This is a genomic window from Novosphingobium sp. 550D, from assembly GCF_057401885.1.
The window spans coordinates 2,999,291-3,017,423 of sequence record NZ_CM171613.1; the positions used below are offsets into that span (position 1 = coordinate 2,999,291).

17 protein-coding genes are annotated in these 18,133 nt (G+C 61.6%); 4 read left to right on the top strand and 13 right to left on the bottom strand.

Features of this window, described 5'->3' with window-relative positions; translation table 11 throughout:
• Positions 1-20: 20 nt before the first annotated feature.
• The 3 genes from AC2S2E_RS14235 to AC2S2E_RS14245 all read right to left on the bottom strand — a co-directional run bounded on the left by AC2S2E_RS14235 (position 21) and on the right by AC2S2E_RS14245 (position 4,438).
• The gene (locus AC2S2E_RS14235) at positions 21-1,394 is read right to left on the bottom strand and encodes a cryptochrome/photolyase family protein (protein WP_486522803.1); all 1,374 of its coding nucleotides are present in this window, start codon (positions 1,392-1,394) and stop codon (positions 21-23) included.
• A 108-nt stretch (positions 1,395-1,502) separates the two neighbouring features.
• Positions 1,503-2,546 (bottom strand): 2-oxoacid:ferredoxin oxidoreductase subunit beta, encoded by a 1,044-nt coding sequence (locus AC2S2E_RS14240; protein ID WP_486522804.1) that lies wholly within the window; start codon positions 2,544-2,546, stop codon positions 1,503-1,505.
• Positions 2,547-2,557: 11 nt separating this feature from the next.
• Complete coding sequence (locus AC2S2E_RS14245) at positions 2,558-4,438, bottom strand: 2-oxoacid:acceptor oxidoreductase subunit alpha (RefSeq protein WP_486524613.1); 1,881 nt, start codon at positions 4,436-4,438, stop codon at positions 2,558-2,560.
• A 323-nt stretch (positions 4,439-4,761) separates the two neighbouring features.
• Here AC2S2E_RS14245 and AC2S2E_RS14250 point away from each other — a divergent pair, with 323 nt between their 5' ends.
• Positions 4,762-5,262 carry an RNA pyrophosphohydrolase gene (locus tag AC2S2E_RS14250; RefSeq protein ID WP_476103289.1) on the top strand — a complete coding sequence of 167 codons (501 nt, stop codon included), beginning with the start codon at positions 4,762-4,764 and terminating at the stop codon, positions 5,260-5,262.
• Here AC2S2E_RS14250 and AC2S2E_RS14255 read toward each other — a convergent pair whose 3' ends face one another.
• The 7 genes from AC2S2E_RS14255 to AC2S2E_RS14285 all read right to left on the bottom strand — a co-directional run bounded on the left by AC2S2E_RS14255 (position 5,263) and on the right by AC2S2E_RS14285 (position 12,349).
• The gene (locus AC2S2E_RS14255; protein ID WP_486522805.1) at positions 5,263-5,781 is read right to left on the bottom strand and encodes a tetratricopeptide repeat protein; all 519 of its coding nucleotides are present in this window, start codon (positions 5,779-5,781) and stop codon (positions 5,263-5,265) included.
• 87 nt (positions 5,782-5,868) lie between these two features.
• Entirely contained in the window at positions 5,869-7,047 is a 1,179-nt protein-coding gene (locus tag AC2S2E_RS14260) for an RsmB/NOP family class I SAM-dependent RNA methyltransferase (protein WP_476103282.1), read from the bottom strand.
• Between the two features lie 284 nt (positions 7,048-7,331).
• A complete protein-coding gene (guaB, locus tag AC2S2E_RS14265; RefSeq protein ID WP_486522806.1) occupies positions 7,332-8,789 on the bottom strand; it encodes an IMP dehydrogenase in 1,458 nt (485 codons plus the stop codon).
• 132 nt (positions 8,790-8,921) lie between these two features.
• Positions 8,922-9,359 (bottom strand): acetyltransferase, encoded by a 438-nt coding sequence (locus AC2S2E_RS14270; protein WP_486522807.1) that lies wholly within the window; start codon positions 9,357-9,359, stop codon positions 8,922-8,924.
• Between the two features lie 3 nt (positions 9,360-9,362).
• Positions 9,363-10,220 (bottom strand): GGDEF domain-containing protein, encoded by an 858-nt coding sequence (locus AC2S2E_RS14275; protein ID WP_486522808.1) that lies wholly within the window; start codon positions 10,218-10,220, stop codon positions 9,363-9,365.
• Positions 10,221-10,441: 221 nt separating this feature from the next.
• A complete protein-coding gene (locus tag AC2S2E_RS14280) occupies positions 10,442-10,735 on the bottom strand; it encodes a hypothetical protein (protein ID WP_476103272.1) in 294 nt (97 codons plus the stop codon).
• Between the two features lie 105 nt (positions 10,736-10,840).
• The gene (locus tag AC2S2E_RS14285; protein ID WP_486522809.1) at positions 10,841-12,349 is read right to left on the bottom strand and encodes a M28 family metallopeptidase; all 1,509 of its coding nucleotides are present in this window, start codon (positions 12,347-12,349) and stop codon (positions 10,841-10,843) included.
• 219 nt (positions 12,350-12,568) lie between these two features.
• On the opposite strand from AC2S2E_RS14285, the gene ypfJ reads away from it, so the two are divergent.
• Positions 12,569-13,477 carry a KPN_02809 family neutral zinc metallopeptidase gene (ypfJ, locus tag AC2S2E_RS14290; protein WP_486522810.1) on the top strand — a complete coding sequence of 303 codons (909 nt, stop codon included), beginning with the start codon at positions 12,569-12,571 and terminating at the stop codon, positions 13,475-13,477.
• A gap of 136 nt (positions 13,478-13,613) precedes the next feature.
• Positions 13,614-14,126 (top strand): hypothetical protein, encoded by a 513-nt coding sequence (locus AC2S2E_RS14295; protein ID WP_486522811.1) that lies wholly within the window; start codon positions 13,614-13,616, stop codon positions 14,124-14,126.
• Positions 14,127-14,212: 86 nt separating this feature from the next.
• Here AC2S2E_RS14295 and sdhA read toward each other — a convergent pair whose 3' ends face one another.
• The 3 genes from sdhA to sdhC are packed head-to-tail and all read right to left on the bottom strand — an operon-like array spanning position 14,213 to position 16,821.
• A complete protein-coding gene (sdhA, locus tag AC2S2E_RS14300; protein WP_486522812.1) occupies positions 14,213-16,021 on the bottom strand; it encodes a succinate dehydrogenase flavoprotein subunit in 1,809 nt (602 codons plus the stop codon).
• Positions 16,022-16,025: 4 nt separating this feature from the next.
• Complete coding sequence (gene sdhD / locus AC2S2E_RS14305) at positions 16,026-16,406, bottom strand: succinate dehydrogenase, hydrophobic membrane anchor protein (RefSeq protein ID WP_476103262.1); 381 nt, start codon at positions 16,404-16,406, stop codon at positions 16,026-16,028.
• A 13-nt stretch (positions 16,407-16,419) separates the two neighbouring features.
• Positions 16,420-16,821 carry a succinate dehydrogenase, cytochrome b556 subunit gene (sdhC, locus tag AC2S2E_RS14310; protein WP_476103260.1) on the bottom strand — a complete coding sequence of 134 codons (402 nt, stop codon included), beginning with the start codon at positions 16,819-16,821 and terminating at the stop codon, positions 16,420-16,422.
• Positions 16,822-17,014: 193 nt separating this feature from the next.
• On the opposite strand from sdhC, the gene AC2S2E_RS14315 reads away from it, so the two are divergent.
• The gene (locus AC2S2E_RS14315) at positions 17,015-17,998 is read left to right on the top strand and encodes a 50S ribosomal protein L11 methyltransferase (RefSeq protein ID WP_486522813.1); all 984 of its coding nucleotides are present in this window, start codon (positions 17,015-17,017) and stop codon (positions 17,996-17,998) included.
• The last annotated feature ends 135 nt before the right edge of the window (positions 17,999-18,133 follow it).

Here is an 18,133-nt window from a genome sequence, read left to right on the forward strand (position 1 = left end):
CTGCTATTTCTTCAGCCCCCTCATCCCTTCATCATCCGATAGGCCGCCAGCGCCCTTTCGCGCCCTTCGACATGGCCGACAATCGGCATGGGATAGGCACAGCGGCGGCGCGTCATCGGTGTCGGATCGTGAATCTCATCTTCACCAAGTTCGGCCAGTTCAGGCACCCAGCGACGAATATAATCGCCCGCCTCGAATTTAGGACTTTGGGTCAGCGGGGCCATGATCCGCGTGAATTGGTTGGCATCCACGCCCGATCCTGCCGACCACTGCCAATTAACCGCATTCTGCCCGTAGTCCGCATCGACCAGAGTATCCCAGAACCATTGTTCACCAAGGCGCCAGTCGATCAGCAGATGTTTGATAAGAAAGCTGGCGACAATCATACGGACGCGGTTGTGCATCCATCCCGTCACCCACAATTCGCGCATTCCGGCATCCACAATGGGATAGCCGGTCATGCCGGTCTGCCATGCCTTCAGGTCATCCGGCGCGTCACGCCACGCCATCGCGTCAAAATCCGGCTTGGCCGAGCGTGCGCCATAATCGGGGAATTCGGCAATGATGTTCTGCGCATAATCGCGCCAGCCCAGTTCGGACAGGAACACATCGACCGATCCGCCCCGATCATGGGCGGCATGCCAAAGTGTCGCGGGACTGATCTCGCCAAAGGCCAGATGGGGCGACAATCGGCTGGTGCCGGGGCGCGAGGGAATATTGCGCCTTTCGGCATATTTATCAGAGCGCGGCAAAAAGATTTCGAGACGCTCCTGCGCACCGGCCTCGCCCGGAGTCCATTCGGCGCGGAAGCCGGGCGCCCAATCCGGGCGCGTCGGCAAAAGGCCCCATTGTTCCAAATCATCGCTGACCGGCCATTGATCGGGTGGGTTGATTTGATCCGGCGCGGGCATGGGTTCCGCGGGCGGCATCCGTAACTGAACCTGACGCCAGAACGGCGTATAGATCCGATAGGGTGTGCCCGCGCCGGTGGTGACGCTGCCCGGAGGAAGCAGGAAATTGCCGTCGTGCAGATGAAGCGCCAAACCCTTGCGCGCAAACGCCTTTTCCGCATTGCGCCACCACGGTTCGTAATGATGGAGGCCGTGGATTTCCTGCGCCCCGGTCTCCTGCGCCAACTGCGCCAGAACATCTGCCGCCACACCGCGTCGCAGGATCAACCGGCTGCCCTTGGCCTCCAGATCGCGGGCGAGGCTTTGCAACGATCCATGCAGCCACCAACGCGAAGCCGCGCCCAGTTTGCGGTGCCTGGGCGTGTCATCATCCAGAATATAGACCGGAATAACCGGCGCGCCCGATTGCGCCGCCGCCCAAACAGCCGCCTGATCAGCAAGGCGAAGATCGCGGCGAAACCAGAGTAGAATCGGTTTGGTCATCGCTTGGGGGTATCAAGTGATGGGGGCAATGATACATGGCCAAAGGGGAAAGTTGTCTCCGGCGGGCAAAGGGCGGGTGCCCTTTGCCCGCCGGAGGCAAATCGCCGCTTACACCCCGCTAAGCGGCCCCTGATCCTCGGCCTGCACGCTCCAGGTCTGCCCCTTGGCGAACAGCTTGGCCAGATTGGCGACCTTGCCTTCACGGGCGACGGCGTCCTGACCCAGCACAGCGCCTTCGTAGGTCGGACGCGGATCGTCATAGATCACGCCCAGCGCCACCGGGAACAAAGCCATCGGCAGTTCGACCAGCATATGCGCGATCGAACGGTTCTTGACGTCATGCACCAGCACGCCCGCCGCCTGCCAGTCGCCATCGACGACATCGACGATTTCCAGATGCAGGTGGTCGATGTTCAGGCGCAGGCCCTGCGTGCCCTTGTTGAACAACATCGGCTCGCCATGCTTCAGCCAAAGCTGGCGCGTGTCAGCCACGGCCTTTTCGGTGAAGTCGGCAAAGCGGTCCTTGTTATAGACGATGCAGTTCTGGAAGATTTCCACGAAAGCCGCGCCCTGATGGGCATGAGCGGCCTTGAGAACTTCACCCAAATTCTTCGACGTATCGAAACCGCGCGCCACAAACCGCGCGCCCGCGCCCAGCGCAAAAGCGCAAGGCTGCATCGGACGGTCCACGCTGCCCAGCGGGGTGGTCGGGCTGCTCGTGCCTTCACGGCTGGTGGGCGAATACTGGCCCTTGGTCAGGCCGTAGATCTCGTTGTTGAACAACAGGATCTGGGCGTTGATGTTGCGGCGCAGGAAATGCATCGTGTGGTTGCCGCCGATCGACATGCCGTCGCCGTCACCCGTCACCAGCCAGATGTCGAGTTCGGGATTGGCCAGCTTGAGGCCCGTGGCAAACGCAGGCGCGCGGCCATGGATCGTGTGGAAACCATAGCTGGACACGTAATAGGGGAAACGGCTGGAGCAACCGATGCCCGACACGAACACCGTCTTGGCCGGGTCACAGCCCAGTTCGGGCAGCGTGCGCTGCACCGCCTTCAGGATCGCATAGTCGCCGCAGCCGGGGCACCAGCGAACTTCCTGATCCGATTCCCAGTCCTTGAGGGTCGTCTTGATCGTGGTCATTTCGTTCATGATACTATCCCTCAAGCAAGCGCAGCTTCGATCGCGGCTTCGATTTCCGCGATGGTGAAGGGCTGGCCGGAAACCTTGTTCAGCGGCTTGGCATCGACCAGATACTGATCGCGCAGCACGGTCTTGAGCTGACCCGTGTTCATTTCAGGCACGATGATCTTGTCATAGCCGCGCAGCAGATCGCCCATATTGGCGGGCATCGGCCATACGTGGCGGACATGAATGTGCGAAACGTCCAGCCCCTTGGCGCGGGCGCGGCGCACGGCCTGATGGATCGCGCCATAGGTGCTGCCCCAACCGACCAGGGCGAGCTTGCCCGTGGGAGTGCCCTGCGACACTTCCTGCGCCGGGATGTGGTTGGCGATGCCATCGACCTTGGCCTTGCGGGCGTCGGTCTGCAACTGGTGCGTGGCGGGCGAGTAATCGAGGTCGCCGGTGTCCGGCGCCTTTTCGATGCCGCCGATGCGGTGCATCAGACCGGGGGTGCCGGGCTTGATCCACGGACGCACGCCGTTTTCGTCACGCTTATAGGGCAGAACCTTGCCCTCTGGATTGTTGTTTTCTTCGAGGAACTTGACCGGGAACGGCGTGAAGGTTTCCGGATCCGGCACCTTCCACGGTTCGGCCGCATTGCCGATATAGCCATCGGTCAACAGCATGACCGGCGTCATGAACTGCACCGCAAGGCGGCAAGCTTCGATGGCAACATCAAAGGCATCGGCGGGCGAACGCGCGGCGATGACGGGCATCGGCGTATCGCCGTTGCGGCCATAGACGGCCTGATACAGGTCCGACTGTTCGGTCTTGGTGGGCAGACCCGTCGAAGGGCCGCCACGCTGCGAATTGACGATCACCAGCGGCAATTCGGTCATCACGGCAAGGCCCATCGCCTCACCCTTCAGAGCAATGCCCGGACCCGACGAGGACGTCACGCCCAGCGAACCGGCATAAGACGCACCGATCGCGCTGGCGATGGCGGCGATTTCGTCCTCAGCCTGGAACGTGGTGACACCAAACTCTTTCAGCTTGGCAAGGTTGTGCAGGATCGCCGAAGCAGGCGTGATCGGATAACCGCCAAAGAACAGCGGCAGTTCGGCCAGCTGGGCCCCTGCAATCAGGCCGAGGCTGATGGCATCCGCGCCCGTGATCGTGCGATAAAGGCCCGGCGTCTGGGGAGCGGCCTCGATGTGCAGCTTCTTGACCTGCCCACCGATTTCGGCGGTTTCGCCGTAAGCGTGACCGGCATTCAACGCCGCGATATTCGCGTCGGCCAGCACCTTGTTCTTGGCAAATTTGGTATTCAACCAATCGATCAGCGGCTGACGCGGACGATCAAACATCCACAGCGCCAGACCCAGCGTCCACATATTCTTGCAGCGCAGCGCTTCCTTGTTGCCAAGGCCAAAGGGCTTCACCGATTCCATGGTCAACTTGGAAATGTCGAAAGCCAGCAGGTTCCACTTGGCCAGGCTGCCGTCTTCGAGCGGGTTGCTCTCATACTTGGCCTTTTCCAGATTGCGCTTGTTGAACTCACCCGAGTCGGCGATGATCAGACCGCCTGCCTTCAGGCTGGGCACATTGGTTTTCAGCGCGGCCGGGTTCATCGCCACCAGAACGTCGGGCTGATCGCCAGCGGTGGAAATTTCGGTGCTGCCGAAATTGATCTGAAAGGCCGAAACACCGAACAGCGTCCCTTGGGGCGCGCGGATTTCCGCCGGAAAATCGGGGAAAGTGGCAAGGTCATTGCCCGCCAGCGCGGTCGAGAGCGTAAACTGCCCGCCCGTAAGCTGCATACCATCGCCCGAGTCGCCCGCAAAACGCACCACCACCGCTTCGGGGGTGTTGTCGGTCGAGCGCCCAAGATCCGCGCCCGCTTCCAGAACACTTGCCATCATCGTCCTTCCATACCCGGCCCGAACCGCAATGCTTTCGCGCCGAAGGTGATTGCCCTTGGCGCGGCGGCATCGCATGCGCAATTGAGAAAAACTGTCAGGACAAAAACGGATCGTTCCTGCCCACAGTTTTTGCCGCCATTGCGCGAGCGGACCTGTCGGAAATGCCCAAAACCTGTTGCGGGCTCTAGTCAAGCGCCAATCGTGATTCTATGGCCCCGCCCCCAAGCTTTTCCCCTTTGCGCCAAGCTTTTCTCCTTTGAAGCCCCGCGCATTACCTCTATCCTGCCCGTGGCACCCATTATGAAAGTCCGCCCAAAACCATGACCGATCTTGCCTCCCTGCCCTACCGTCCCTGCGTTGGCGTGATGCTGGTGAATGCCCATGGCAAGGTCTTTGTCGGCCGCCGAATCGATCAGCGCGAAAGCACCGTCGATGGCGAAGGCGATTTCTGGCAAATGCCGCAGGGCGGCGTCGATCCGGGCGAGGAATTGCGTTCAGCGGCCCTTCGCGAATTGCACGAGGAAACCGGCGTTGGCGAAGAACACGTCACGATCCTGGCCCAAACTCGCGAAGAATTGCTCTATGATCTGCCCGATCACCTGATTGGCAAGATGTGGAAGGGCAAATATCGCGGCCAGCGTCAGCACTGGTTCCTGTTCCGCTTTACCGGACAGGATTCGGACGTAAACCTCAACGCCCATGCGCCGGCCGAATTTGAGGCGTGGAAATGGGCGGATGCCGACAGCCTGCCCGATTTGATCGTGCCGTTCAAAAAGCGGGTCTATCGCGCCGTGCTCGAAGAATTCCGCGCGCTGATCTGATCAATTGCTCTGCGTAGCGGGTTTGCCCGCCACATCGGCCGCGCTCACCACCTTGGGCGCGGCATTGGGGAGCGCACCTTTGGCAATGGCGGACGCAAGACGGTTGGCCGCATCGCCACCCTTGCCGCCCATACTTTCCACCTTGGCCAGATTTTCCCGCGCCTTTTCCAGCGCGCCCTTTTCGGCCAGTGTTTCACCTTCCCCCGCCACCGCATCAATGTTCTGCGGATCATGCGACAAAACGGTGCGATAGTAATGCAGCGCCTTGCCCTGCATCCCCTGCATTCGCGCAGCCTGTGCCAACGAAATCGTGATCCGGCTCGATCCGGGCTGAATGGCCAGCGCGGATTCAAACGCGTCGGTGGCCTTGTCCACCTCGCCCGCATTCAGCGCTGCACGCCCTGCATCCTCCAGCGCCGCCGCCCGCGGGTCCAGCACCTCGACCGGGGCCGAATGGCTGCTGCTGGCCGCAACGGCCAGAGCCAGCGAGAGGGCGACCGAGACGGGAGCAAAGCGCATGACTATTTCCTTGGCAGAAACGGGGCGAAACCGCCGAATATCTGGGGAGGCCTCGAACATGACGCTATTGCTACCAAAGGGTTGCGCTTACAACAAGCGGGCGCGCGCAACAAAGAAGCCGTCGGTGCCATCATGGGCGGGCGAAAGCCGGATTCCTTCGCCGCGCTGCTGACCTGCGCCCAAATCGATGGGCATGGCCGCCACATTGTGGTGGCGCTTCAGGAAAGCAGCGAACTGATCCGCGCCTTCTTCGTCGAGCAGCGAGCAGGTGACAAAAATGACCCGTCCGCCCGGTTTGAGCAATCCCACGGCCAGATCAAGCAGCCGCGATTGAATGGCGGTGATGCGGCCCAATTCCGCCTCGGTCAGACGCCAGCGCGCTTCGGGATTGCGGCGCCATGTGCCCGTTCCGCTGCACGGAGCATCGATCAGAACCGCGTCGGCCTGCCCCATGAAGGGCGACAGCGTGTCAACTTCGCGGTTGGGGTTCATCAGGACGGTTTGGGTGATCAGCGCACCGGCCCGCTCTGCGCGAGGCGCCAGACGTGACAGGCGTGCGCGATCTACGTCACACGCAATCAAGCGCCCCCGATTGCCCATGGCGGCGGCCAGAGCCAGCGTTTTGCCCCCGGCCCCGGCGCAAAGATCGATCACGGTTTCGCCCGGCTGCGCCTCAACCACGTTGCAGACCAGTTGCGATCCGCCGTCCTGAACCTCGATCTGCCCTTGTTCATAGGCATCCCAACCCTCGACCGGCGTATTGGGCGCAAAGCGCAACCCGTTGGGGGCCAGCAAGGGTTCCCCCGCCTCCGGCAAAGACAGCGAGGCACGATCCGCCTTGAGCGTATTCACGCGAATGTCCAAGGGCGCGCGGTCCAGAAGGGTCAGCGCTGCATCCCCCTCAACCCCGCCATCGGCCAGACGCCGTTCCAGCCAGTCGGGAGCAACGCCGCCCGCTGCCACTTCTTCCTGCGGATCGATCGGCGCAGGCGCATGGCGGCCACCGTCAAACAGCGCGGCCAATCCCGCATCGCCTTGTGCCACACGCAGCATCGCCGCACGGCCGCTGACCGGAACCGGCCCGCAGGCACGAATGGCGCCGTAAACCAGTTCACGCACCGCCCGCCGGTCCTTGCTGCCCGCAAAGCGGCGCGTACGGAACCATTCGGTGATGATCCGATCCGCCGGAGCGCCCTGCCTGCGTGCGGCGGCGATCACTTCGTCGAGGATCTCGATTGCGGCCTGAACACGGGCTTGGGGGGTCATGTCGGGTGGGCTTTGCCTTTTGGGGGTTTCAAGAAAAAAGATATGCGAGGGACTCGTCCCTCGCGCTCCCATTACTGTCTTCATTGCGCCATGGGTTCGGCCAAAGAGTGTCGGACGCAACACCGCAAACTAAAAGCCTGCGGCGCTTTATGGAGCAAGCTCTCCGCGCCGCAGGCTTTCAACAATCATCACATAACTGTGCAAATCATGCGCCACCCATTAACGGGATTGCAAAGGGTCGAGACCCTTTGCCCGCCGGAGGCATAAAACCCCCGAAAACCCCATTAACGCGTCGGATAATTCGGCGCCTCACGCGTGATGGTCACGTCGTGAACATGGCTTTCCTTCAAGCCAGCATTGGTGATCTGGACGAACTTGGCCTTGGTGCGCAATTCCTCGATGGTGGCGCAGCCGGTGTAGCCCATGGCCGCCTTCACGCCGCCGACCAACTGGTGGATGACATCCTTGGCCGGGCCCTTGTACGGCACCTGACCTTCGATGCCTTCAGGCACCAGCTTCATCTGGTCCTTGATGTCCTGCTGGAAATAGCGGTCGGCCGACCCGCGAGCCATGGCGCCAACGCTGCCCATGCCGCGATAGGCCTTGTAGGCACGGCCCTGATAGATGAAAGTTTCGCCCGGCGCTTCCTCGGTCCCGGCCAGCAACGAGCCGACCATAACGGTCGAAGCGCCCGCCGCCAGAGCCTTGGCCGCGTCGCCCGAAGTGCGCAGACCGCCATCGCCGATCACCGGAACGCCCAATTCACGGGCCGCGCTGGCAGCTTCCATAATGGCCGTCAACTGGGGCACGCCGACGCCTGCCACGATGCGCGTGGTGCAGATCGAGCCAGGCCCGATGCCGACCTTGACCGCATCCGCGCCTGCGTCGATCAACGCCTTGGTCGCCTCAGCCGTGGCGACGTTGCCAGCCACCACCTGTGCATGGGGGTAAAGCACCTTCACGCGCTCGACCGAGCGGGCCACGTCCTTATTATGGCCATGCGCGGTGTCGATGATCACGACGTCGCATTCCGCCTCGATCAGCGCCGAGGTGCGTTCAAAACCCTTCTCGCCCACGGTCGTCGCCGCCGCCACGCGCAGACGGCCTGCGCCATCCTTGGTCGCGCTGGGATAATTGACGGCCTTTTCAATGTCCTTGACCGTGATCAGGCCAACGCACTTATAGGCATCGTCCACCACCAGCAGCTTTTCAATGCGGCGGGCGTGCAGCAGCTTGCGCGCTTCTTCCTGATTGACGCCTGCGCGCACGGTGGCAAGGTTTTCATGCGTCATCAATTCGCGCACCGGCTGGGCCGCATTATCGGCAAAGCGTACGTCGCGGTTGGTCAGGATACCCACCAGCTTGCCGCTGGCTTCGACCACGGGGATGCCGCTGATGCGGTTGGCCTGCATGATCGCGCGCGCTTCACCCAGCGTGGCGTCAGGGCCGACGGTGATCGGGTTGACCACCATGCCGCTTTCGAAACGCTTGACCGCGCGCACAGCGGCAACCTGTTCCTCAACCGTCAGATTGCGGTGCAGAACGCCGATCCCGCCCAATTGCGCCATGACGATGGCCATATCGGCCTCGGTCACGGTGTCCATCGCGGACGAGATGACGGGGATGTTAAGTGCAATGCCTTTGGTCAGCCAGGTGCGCGTATCGGCCATGGAGGGCACGATGTCGCTTTCGGCAGGACGCAGCAGCACGTCGTCGAAGGTAAGGCCGAGAGAGATGTCCATGATCGCCACGCTGTATTCCCATGCTGAGGGGCTGTTGGATGAAACCGCCCATCGATTCGTGGCGGCCCATGTAAACAAGCATGGCGCGTAGGGCTAGGGGGGTTTTGCAGCCTATTTCATGACAAAGCAGGATTATCGCTGCAAATGCAGCAAAGGCAGCGCCCGACCCTGCGCATCAAAGGGAGATCGCCCCACAACCTCGAAACTAAGATGGCGATAAAAAGCCAGGGCCTGCGGGTTGCCTTCATTCACATCCACCCGCTTGCCGCCGCCCAACAAAACGGCCTGCTCGATCAACGCCCCGCCCGCACCTTGCCCTTGATAGGCTGGGTCGACAAACAAGGCCTCGATCATCTCTCCATCAACCAACATAAAGGCCAGCGGATAGTCCGCCCCGTCCACCGCCAACCACATGGGGGCCGAGGGCAGAAAGGCGACGACCTCGGCATCAATGGCCGCCCGGTCCGCCTCGCTCAGGAAGTCATGCGAGGCCGCCACAGCCGCGCGCCAAATCGCCACGGCCCTCTCGCCATCCTCTGGTCGCGAGGGACGCAAGGTAAAATTGGGCATGGTTCAACGCGCCGGGGTTAAGGCCACAGCGGTGCAAACCTGATCACGCCCGTTACGCTTGGCCTCATACAAAGCCTCGTCCGCATGCAGCAGCGACCCGTCCAGATCGCCTTCGATCCAGCGACATACGCCGCCAGAGAAGGTCACCGGGCGCCCCTTGATCCGCCCGATCGGATCGCCCTGCATCCGCCACGCGATCCGTTCCAGCGCCCAGCAGGCCTCGCTCTCAATCACGCCGTGAAAGAAGATCAAAAATTCCTCGCCGCCCCATCGCGCGACAATATCGGCCCGGCGGGTCTGCTCCGACAAACGGACGGCCAGAGCGCGCAGAACGCGATCGCCTTCGTCATGGCCCATCTCGTCATTGACCTGTTTGAAATGGTCAATGTCGAGAATGGCAAAACAACCATGGCGCTGGCTTGCCGGCAGGGCGTTGAGTTTTTTGAGGAAACCGCGGCGATTCAGGATGCCCGTCAACAGGTCTTCATGCGCAACCAGATCGAGTTCGCGCATCGCCTTGTCGCTTGAACGCTTGGCCCGATGAACACCATTGTACAGTTTTTGGATCAGATCCTGCGCCTGGGGCAATTGGTGCATGCCCTCTTCGCCGTCCTCATCCAAGGCATCGGCCAATTTCTCAATCGGAGCCAGCAGCGCGCCAATGCCCAACAGCGCGATGACGGTGCCAACAACTGTCGCGCCCAACAGCAGCCAGAAGGCATGGGCGCCGATCTCTCCGGTCGTTACACCCCACACGATATAGGCCAGAAGCGGGACATGCGTTGCCACAAAGCAAAGAAAGAAAATCCGCGTTCGCAAACTGCGCGGAAAAATCGATGAGGTGGCAAGGTAGAAATTCATGGCAAACCCTTCTGGGAACAACCCTATTTCAGGCCCCCCATTTATTCCCGTTGCGCAAATCCTCGTACAATTCTCAATGATGAATTATGACCAAAAATGGTTAATGATTAGGCATATATACGATGCCCATCACGCCAACCTAGTGACAATACGTAGAAAAACAGCGCGTCAGGCAAGTGCCCAACGCGCTGTTTCGAACCCGTCAAAATCGCATCAAACGATTATGCGGCACATTTGATAAACTTGCCCTTGGCGTCCTTGCACGGCCCCTTCTTGGCCGGCGCCATCGCGGGCGCTGCGGCAGGCTTCATGGCGGGCGCGGCGGGCTTCATCGCCGGGGCTGCGGGCTTCATCGCGGGCGGCGCCATCTTGGCCTTGGTCTGCCCCGGAGCCATAGCGCCAGGCGTGCCACACTTGGCAAACTGGCCCTTGGCATTGCGGCATTGCGAAGCCTCAGCAGTAGCGGGAACGGCGATCAAAGCCATCATGGCAAAAGGCAGAAGCAGTTTCTTCATAAAATCCCTCCTCGTAGCAAAGCACGACAGACTTTAGATATTCCCGACCGTATTGGCCGTTCATGAACCGCCCGTTCACCACCCATCAAGCCATGGCGGACCGCCTTAACGAGTCCCCGTCAGCACCGTGGCCGGAAAGCGTTTGGTATCGGCAAAATACTGCACCAGCGCGACATGAAAAGCCACATCTTCGGCCGCGCCACCCAATTCCAAACCCGGCTTCACCACATCTTGCGGGCGGTGATAATCGGTGTCGAAATATTTTTCCAAACGGTTGATATCGCCATAGGCGCTGGTCACCATCACGGCGGGCAAATCATGCGACATCAAGGCCCAGCCATCCTGCCGCCGGATATAGCGATTGGGTTCGTCCGACACGGACAGCTTGCGCTTCTGTTCACGCGCCACCGTGGCGATACCCGTGTCCAGAACCGTCATCCCCCGCCCGACAATGCCCACCGGCGTTCCGGCCGGGGCAATCGCCACCGAATCGATGTTGAACGCCGCCACGATATTCTTCAACGGCACCGGCGGATTTTCGGCAAAGGCTTCTGCGCCCAACAGGCCGATTTCCTCGCCCGTGGTGAACAGGACGATGACGTCGCGGTCCATGCCCCCCGGCACTTTGACCAACCGCCGCGTCACCTCCAGCAAGGCGGCAACCCCGCTGGCATTATCCACCGCGCCGTTACAGATCAGATGTTCCGCAGGCGGGCTGGCGCATTGGCCGAAATGATCCCAATGGGCCAGCAGCAGCACAGCGCCCGATCCCGGCTTTCGCCCCGGAATGCGGCCGATGATATTATGGGTGCGAATATTGGTTTCGCGCGTCGTCGCCTCAAAACTGGCCGAAACGTCGAGCAGGCGCGGCGCGAAATCGGGCTTGTCGGCCTCCTTTTGCAGGCTGGCCAGATTGTCCGGCGATGTGGCGAGAACCTGCTCCAACCCTTCGGGCGACAGGAAACCTTCCAGATCACCGCCCAGCGCCTCACTGGCCAACGCATATCCCTGACGGCGGCGCCTTTCGGTCACGCCGGCCAGACTGCGCTGACCATCCAGCACCGTCACCACCGCTGCCGCGCCGCCTGCCAGCAGCGCATTCTGACGCTGCGACCGATCCCCGGCATAAGGCGTGTCCTTGGCGCCCAAATCGCCCTGATTGTCCAGCAGCAAGGCCACCCTGCCCGCCAGTTCCGCACGCGGCGGGACGGTGGTGCCGCGCCCCACAAAATAGATCGGCGCGCCCTGCACCAGACTGCGCCGCCCCGATGTCAGCAGCAGCGCCTGCGCCTGATCAAAGGGGATCAGCCGCCCGCGCCTGGAAAAACGCGCAACACCCGCCGCCGGTTCGCGCGCGACCAGTTTGATCGGCGCGTACCATGGGTTGGCGGGCTGATTGGTTCCCGACACCAAACCCATTTCAAACAATTGCTTACCGATATAGCGCAGCGTCTTGGCCTCGCCATCGGTGCCCGGTTCGCGCCCGGCGAATTCATCACTGGCCAGAATTCGGATATGATCGAGCAATTGCGCCTCGATCGCGCGGTCCGTTCGCCCAATGGCGGGCACGGCGCAAAGCCCCGCCACCGCGCAAAGCGCAGCCCGGCGCAGCACCACAAGCCCATGCCTGCGCCACCTTTTGCCATCTGTCGCTAAGCCGCCACGTGTCATCGCGGGCCAGCCTACACAGAACAGCCTTGCTCGCAAGACCGCTGTTGGTGGCAAAATGGGGAAAATTCCGAAAGTTGCCGCGATGCATCGCCATGAAATGGATCGCACCTTGCAACCACAGGCGGAAAACACGATTTAAGAGATAAAGACAGGGATCATGCGATGCGACTTGACGATTTCGACCCTAATGATGTGGATATCGAGGACCAGCGCGGACGCGGCGGCGGGCTTGGCGGTTTCGGCTTTGGCGGCGGTCAGGGGCTGCAACTGGGCGGCGGCGGGCTGGGCATTGGCACGATTGCGCTCTTGATGGTGGGCGCATGGATGCTCGGCTTCAACCCGCTCAGCGTGCTTGGCCTTGCCGGTGGCGGCCAGATCGCCGCCCCTGTCGAACAGCGCCCCGTGGCCACCGGCAGCGACGCGGCAAGCAGTTGCACGGTCGACGCGGCAAGCCGGGAAAGCTGCAACGCCCTCTCCTCGCTCAACAAGACATGGCGGACACTGTTTGCCGATCGCGGGCATAAATTCGCGCGCCCCCGTCTGGTGTTCTATTCCTCGCGCGGATCATCGGGATGCGGCGCTGCGCAAAGCGCGATGGGACCGTTCTATTGCCCTGCCGACAATGGCATTTATCTCGACACCGATTTCTATCGCCAAATGGACACCGAACTGGGCGCGACCGGCCAGTTTGCCCGCGATTACGTGATCGCGCATGAATATGGCCATCACGTTCAAAGCCTGCTGGGCACGTCAGCCCGCGTGCGCCAACAGGAACAGGCCAATCCCGATGCCGCCAATGCCCTATCGGTCCGGCTGGAACTTCAGGCCGACTGTTACGCAGGCGTGTGGGCGGCGCGCAACCGCGACCGGCTGGAAAAGGGTGATATGGAAAGCGGGCTGAATGCGGCCCACCAAATCGGCGATGACACGCTGATGAAATCGGCCGGACGCACGCCGGTTGAGGCCTCCTTTACCCACGGTTCGTCGGCCCAGCGCATGGAATGGCTGCGCCGAGGGATGGAAAGCGGCGACCCGGCCAAGTGCAACACTTTCGACGCGATCCGCGGATAATCGGTTCGCCGTTTCTGAATTTTTTGCTCATCCGACATTCACGTCCACCATCAACGCCACCTTTTCGCATCTCGCGCATTTCATCAGGACAAGGGCCTTAATGGCCCGGTTCCTGATGGAAGAGCGAGCCAGTCCCATGTCCCTTTGCCGTTTGATCGCCATCGCCTTGCTGCCCGTTCTGGTGGCGCCGCGCGTTGTCCATTCTGAACCCGCGCCCCCGCCCAAACCCAAGCCGGTGACCAATGCTGCCCCCTCAGCCGAGGATGTGGCGACGACGCCGCTCAGCGATCTGAACATTCGCAAGAACAAGGTGCCCGCCATTCTGGTGCGCGCCCAATCCGCTCCCTACAGCCTGGCGGGAATGGCCCGCTGCCCCGCGATCCAGCGTGAAGTGGGCCAATTGAACGGGGTGCTGGGCGAAGATGTCGATAGCGCACACAAACGCGGCAAGGCCGTGATCCCCGGCAAGGTTGCGCAGGATATCGTGGGCGGCATCATCCCTTTTCGCGGCGTGGTCCGCGAAATTACCGGCGCGAATGCCGAAAGCCGCGCGCTGCAACAGGCCATCTATGCCGGATTTGCGCGCAGGGCATTCCTGAAGGGCGTCGGCCTGCAAAAGGGATGCGGACACCCCGCGCGGCCCGTCTGACGATCACCGCCCCGCCCAAACGCCAAAGAAAAAAGCCGAGGGCAGCGCCCCCGGCTTTTTCATTTCAAACCATTGAAACAGGCGTCTTAGTAAACGCGCTTCTTCGGCTTGATATATTCGACGTCGTCGGTCAGCGTGTATTCGTGGACCGGGCGATAGTCGAGCTTGACGTTGCCGCCCTTGCCGCCCCAGCCGTCGAACCAGCCCACGGTGTGCTTCATCCATTCCGCATCGTTGCGATCGGGGAAGTCTTCGTGAGCGTGGGCGCCGCGCGATTCCTTGCGGGCATGCGCGCCGTGCAGCGTGACCGAAGCCTGCGAGATCAGGTTGTCGAGTTCCAGCGTCTCGATCAGATCCGAGTTCCAGATCAGCGAGCGGTCCTTGATCGAGATGTCCTGCATCTTGTCATAGGTCGCCGCCAGCTTGGTCTTGCCTTCGGCCATCAGTTCGTCAGTACGGAACACAGCCGCGTGGCCCGACATGGTGCGCTGCATCTCGGTGCGGATTTCCGCGGTCGAGCTGCCACCCTTGGCGTTGCGGAAGTGATCCAGACGGGTCAGCGCCAGATCCGCCGAGTCAGCGGGCAGTTCGCTATGCGCCATGCCCGGCTTCACGATTTCCTTCAGACGGTGGCCCGTTGCGCGGCCAAACACCACAAGGTCGATCAGCGAGTTCGAGCCGAGGCGGTTCGCGCCATGGACCGACACACAGGCCGCTTCACCCACAGCGAACAGGCCCGGAACCACGGTGTCCGGATTGCCGTCCGCGCCGATGGTCACGACTTCGCCGTGATAGTTACAGGGAATGCCGCCCATGTTGTAGTGAACGGTCGGAACCACCGGCAAAGGCTGGCGGGTCAGATCGACACCGGCAAAGATCTTGCCGCTTTCGGTGATGCCCGGCAGGCGTTCGCCCAGAACCTTGGGATCGATGTGATCGAGGTGCAGATAGATGTGGTCGCCATGCGGACCAACGCCGCGGCCTTCACGGATTTCCAGCGCCATCGAACGCGACACAACGTCACGCGAAGCCAGATCCTTGGCAGAGGGAGCATAGCGTTCCATGAAACGCTCGCCCTGCGAGTTGGTCAGATAACCGCCCTCGCCGCGCGCGCCTTCGGTGATCAGCACGCCCGCGCCGTAAATGCCGGTCGGGTGGAACTGTACGAATTCCATGTCCTGCAAAGGCAGGCCAGCGCGCAGCACCATGCCGCCGCCGTCGCCGGTGCAGGTATGGGCCGAGGTCGCGGTGAAATACGAACGGCCATAACCGCCCGTGGCCAGCACGACAGCATGCGATTTGAAACGGTGGATCGTACCGTCATCGAGGCAGATGGCGATCACGCCAACGCATTTGCCATTGTCCATGATGAGGTCGATGGCAAAATATTCGATGAAGAAGTCGGCGTCATACTTGAGCGACTGCTGATACAGCGCGTGGAGCATGGCGTGGCCGGTACGGTCGGCCGCGGCGCAGGTGCGCTGAACCGGCGGGCCTTCGCCCATGTTCTGCATGTGGCCGCCAAAGGGACGCTGATAGATCGTGCCATCGGCGTTACGGCTGAAGGGCACGCCCGCGTGCTCCAGTTCGTAAACGGCCGCAGGCGCTTCACGCACCATATATTCGATGGCGTCCTGGTCGCCCAGCCAGTCCGACCCCTTGACGGTGTCGTACATATGCCACGTCCAGTGGTCGGGCGTGTTGTTCTTGAGCGAAGCGGCGATGCCGCCCTGAGCCGCAACGGTGTGCGAACGGGTCGGAAACACCTTGGTGATGCAAGCGGTGCGAAGACCGGCTTCTGCGCTGCCCATGGTGGCGCGCAGGCCGGAGCCGCCAGCGCCGACAACCACGGTGTCATAGGTGTGATCGATGATCTTGTAAGCAGGCGCGGACATTATCTTATGCTCCCAGCGCAAGACGGAGGATGCTGAACAGGCCATAGGCCGCGCCGCCAAAAGCGGCCAGGTTCAGAGCGGCCATGACGGCAAACTTGGCGCCGGCTTCATGCACATAGTCCTCGAACAGGACCTGAAGGCCCAGACGAGCGTGCCAGAACGTGCTGATCACGAACAGCGCCAGACCGGTCGCGGTCACGGGGCTGGCGATCCAGTCGCGCATCGTGATGTACGAAAAGTTCGGCAGAGCCATGAACGAGACGGCAAGCCAGCTGGTCAGCACAAGATTGCCGACAGCGGTAAAGCGCTGCATCAGCCAGTGGTGCGAACCCGAATGGGCCGAGCCAAGACCACGGACGCGGCCGACGGAAGTTCCGTTACCCATCTTCCAAATCCCCTTAGCGCGCCAGCAGGCAGGCCCAGAAGGCCGCCGTCAGCAGAATGCCAATGACCGGGCAAATCGCCGACCAGAAATTGTTGCTCTTCACTTCAAAGCCCGCACCGATGTCGAGCAGGAAGTGACGCACGCCCGAAACGGCATGATTGAAAACCGACCAGCTGACGCCGATCAGAACGATCCGACCATACCAGGTGCCAGCTTGCGCCAAAAACAGCGCATAGGCGTCGGGACCTGCAGCAAGGGTGCCCAGCCAGCAAAGCAGCAGGCCAAGGCCAGCAAACGAAGCCGCGCTGCCGGTGGCGCGATGCAGGATCGAGACAGCCATAGCTGGTCCCCAGCGCCAGATCTGCAAATGCGGTGAAAGCGGCCGCGCTTTGCGGGTTTGCGAGGCTTGAGCCATTACGACGAATCCCCTTTGGGCTGGTTCATGTTGCGTTGCGGGAATGCCCCGCGCGAAAATCCCCTTAGCCAAATCCCGGCCCGGTGCAAGCATGACAATGATACATTGCCGCTAAAGTCGCAATTGATCGCCCCGCAGGCGGCATTTTCACGGAGACTTGGCATTGTGGCCGCGCGGGCCTATCTGCGCGCCTATGACCGAGCCCAGCGACAACCAAGAATCCCTCGAAAACTGGAAAATCACCGTTTTCGGCCCCCGTAATCAGATCGAGGCGGCGCTGATCGCGCATGAAGACGCCTTTGATTGGGATTTCGAGATTGTGCTGTCGGGCTGTGAAGTGGCCAAGGACAAGCCGGAGGAATGGGTTTTTGAAGCCTATTTGCCGCGCAAACCGCGCAAGGCAGACAAAGATGCGATCCTTGCACTTTTTGTCGATGCCAAGCCCAAACTGATCATCGAACGCCTGCCCGACATCGACTGGATCACGGAAAGCCAGCAGGGGTTGGAGCCGATCGTGGCGGGCCGATTCTGTGTCCACACATCCGATCATGCGCCCGTGCCTGGACTGGTGCCTTTCGAAATCCCGGCAAGCCGCGCCTTTGGCACCGGCCACCACGAAACGACCGCCGGGTGCCTGACCATGCTGGGCCATATGAAGGATCAGGGCGTCATCGCGCGCAATGTGGCCGACATCGGTACGGGCACGGGGCTTTTGGCCTTTGCGGCGCTGCACCTTTGGCCGCGGGCCTATGCCACGGCCAGCGACATTGATGCCGCCTGCGTCGGCGTGGTCGACCATAATTGCGAAATCAACAATGTGCCCATCGGCGCACGCCAAGGTGAACTGACCATGGTTGTGGCCGATGGCATGGATGATCCGGTGCTTCAGGCGCGTGGCCCCTATGATCTCTTGATCGCCAATATTCTGGCCGGGCCGCTGATTTCGCTCGCGCCCGATTTTGCCAAGGCTCTGGTTCCGGGCGGACATCTGCTGCTGGCTGGCCTGCTGGAAACGCAGGAGGCGCAGGTCCGCGCCGCCTGCCGCCGCGCGGGTATGCGTTTGGCCGCGCGCATGGTTTCGGGCGACTGGTCGATCTTGTGGCTGCGCAAGCGTCGTTTCGCTCGGATCCATGCCTCGCAGATGGGCGTTTTGCCGGATTGGTCCAAGAAGTGGTGAAGTGAGGATGCGAGGGACTCGTCCCTCGCGCTCCCTGTTACTGTATATGCCGTGGCACAACTTGGTGCCGCAGGTTTTAATTCGTCCAACGCAGCCAACCTGGCTCCATTAACGGGATTGCCAAGGGACAAGTCC

Bases quoted from the DNA above. Each gene is read 5' to 3' on its own strand.
- AC2S2E_RS14260 (WP_476103282.1), bottom strand. From the start codon at position 7,047: ATGACCCCCCAAGCCCGTGTTCAGGCCGCAATCGAGATCCTCGACGAA.
- AC2S2E_RS14270 (WP_486522807.1), bottom strand. From the start codon at position 9,359: ATGCCCAATTTTACCTTGCGTCCCTCGCGACCAGAGGATGGCGAGAGG.
- AC2S2E_RS14255 (WP_486522805.1), bottom strand. From the start codon at position 5,781: ATGCGCTTTGCTCCCGTCTCGGTCGCCCTCTCGCTGGCTCTGGCCGTT.
- ypfJ (WP_486522810.1), top strand. From the start codon at position 12,569: ATGCGACTTGACGATTTCGACCCTAATGATGTGGATATCGAGGACCAG.
- sdhD (WP_476103262.1), bottom strand. From the start codon at position 16,406: ATGGGTAACGGAACTTCCGTCGGCCGCGTCCGTGGTCTTGGCTCGGCC.
- AC2S2E_RS14245 (WP_486524613.1), bottom strand. From the start codon at position 4,438: ATGGCAAGTGTTCTGGAAGCGGGCGCGGATCTTGGGCGCTCGACCGAC.
- AC2S2E_RS14275 (WP_486522808.1), bottom strand. From the start codon at position 10,220: ATGAATTTCTACCTTGCCACCTCATCGATTTTTCCGCGCAGTTTGCGA.
- AC2S2E_RS14250 (WP_476103289.1), top strand. From the start codon at position 4,762: ATGACCGATCTTGCCTCCCTGCCCTACCGTCCCTGCGTTGGCGTGATG.
- sdhC (WP_476103260.1), bottom strand. From the start codon at position 16,821: ATGGCTCAAGCCTCGCAAACCCGCAAAGCGCGGCCGCTTTCACCGCAT.
- sdhA (WP_486522812.1), bottom strand. From the start codon at position 16,021: ATGTCCGCGCCTGCTTACAAGATCATCGATCACACCTATGACACCGTG.
- AC2S2E_RS14235 (WP_486522803.1), bottom strand. From the start codon at position 1,394: ATGACCAAACCGATTCTACTCTGGTTTCGCCGCGATCTTCGCCTTGCT.
- guaB (WP_486522806.1), bottom strand. From the start codon at position 8,789: ATGGACATCTCTCTCGGCCTTACCTTCGACGACGTGCTGCTGCGTCCT.
- AC2S2E_RS14280 (WP_476103272.1), bottom strand. From the start codon at position 10,735: ATGAAGAAACTGCTTCTGCCTTTTGCCATGATGGCTTTGATCGCCGTT.
- AC2S2E_RS14240 (WP_486522804.1), bottom strand. From the start codon at position 2,546: ATGAACGAAATGACCACGATCAAGACGACCCTCAAGGACTGGGAATCG.
- AC2S2E_RS14315 (WP_486522813.1), top strand. From the start codon at position 17,015: ATGACCGAGCCCAGCGACAACCAAGAATCCCTCGAAAACTGGAAAATC.
- AC2S2E_RS14295 (WP_486522811.1), top strand. From the start codon at position 13,614: ATGTCCCTTTGCCGTTTGATCGCCATCGCCTTGCTGCCCGTTCTGGTG.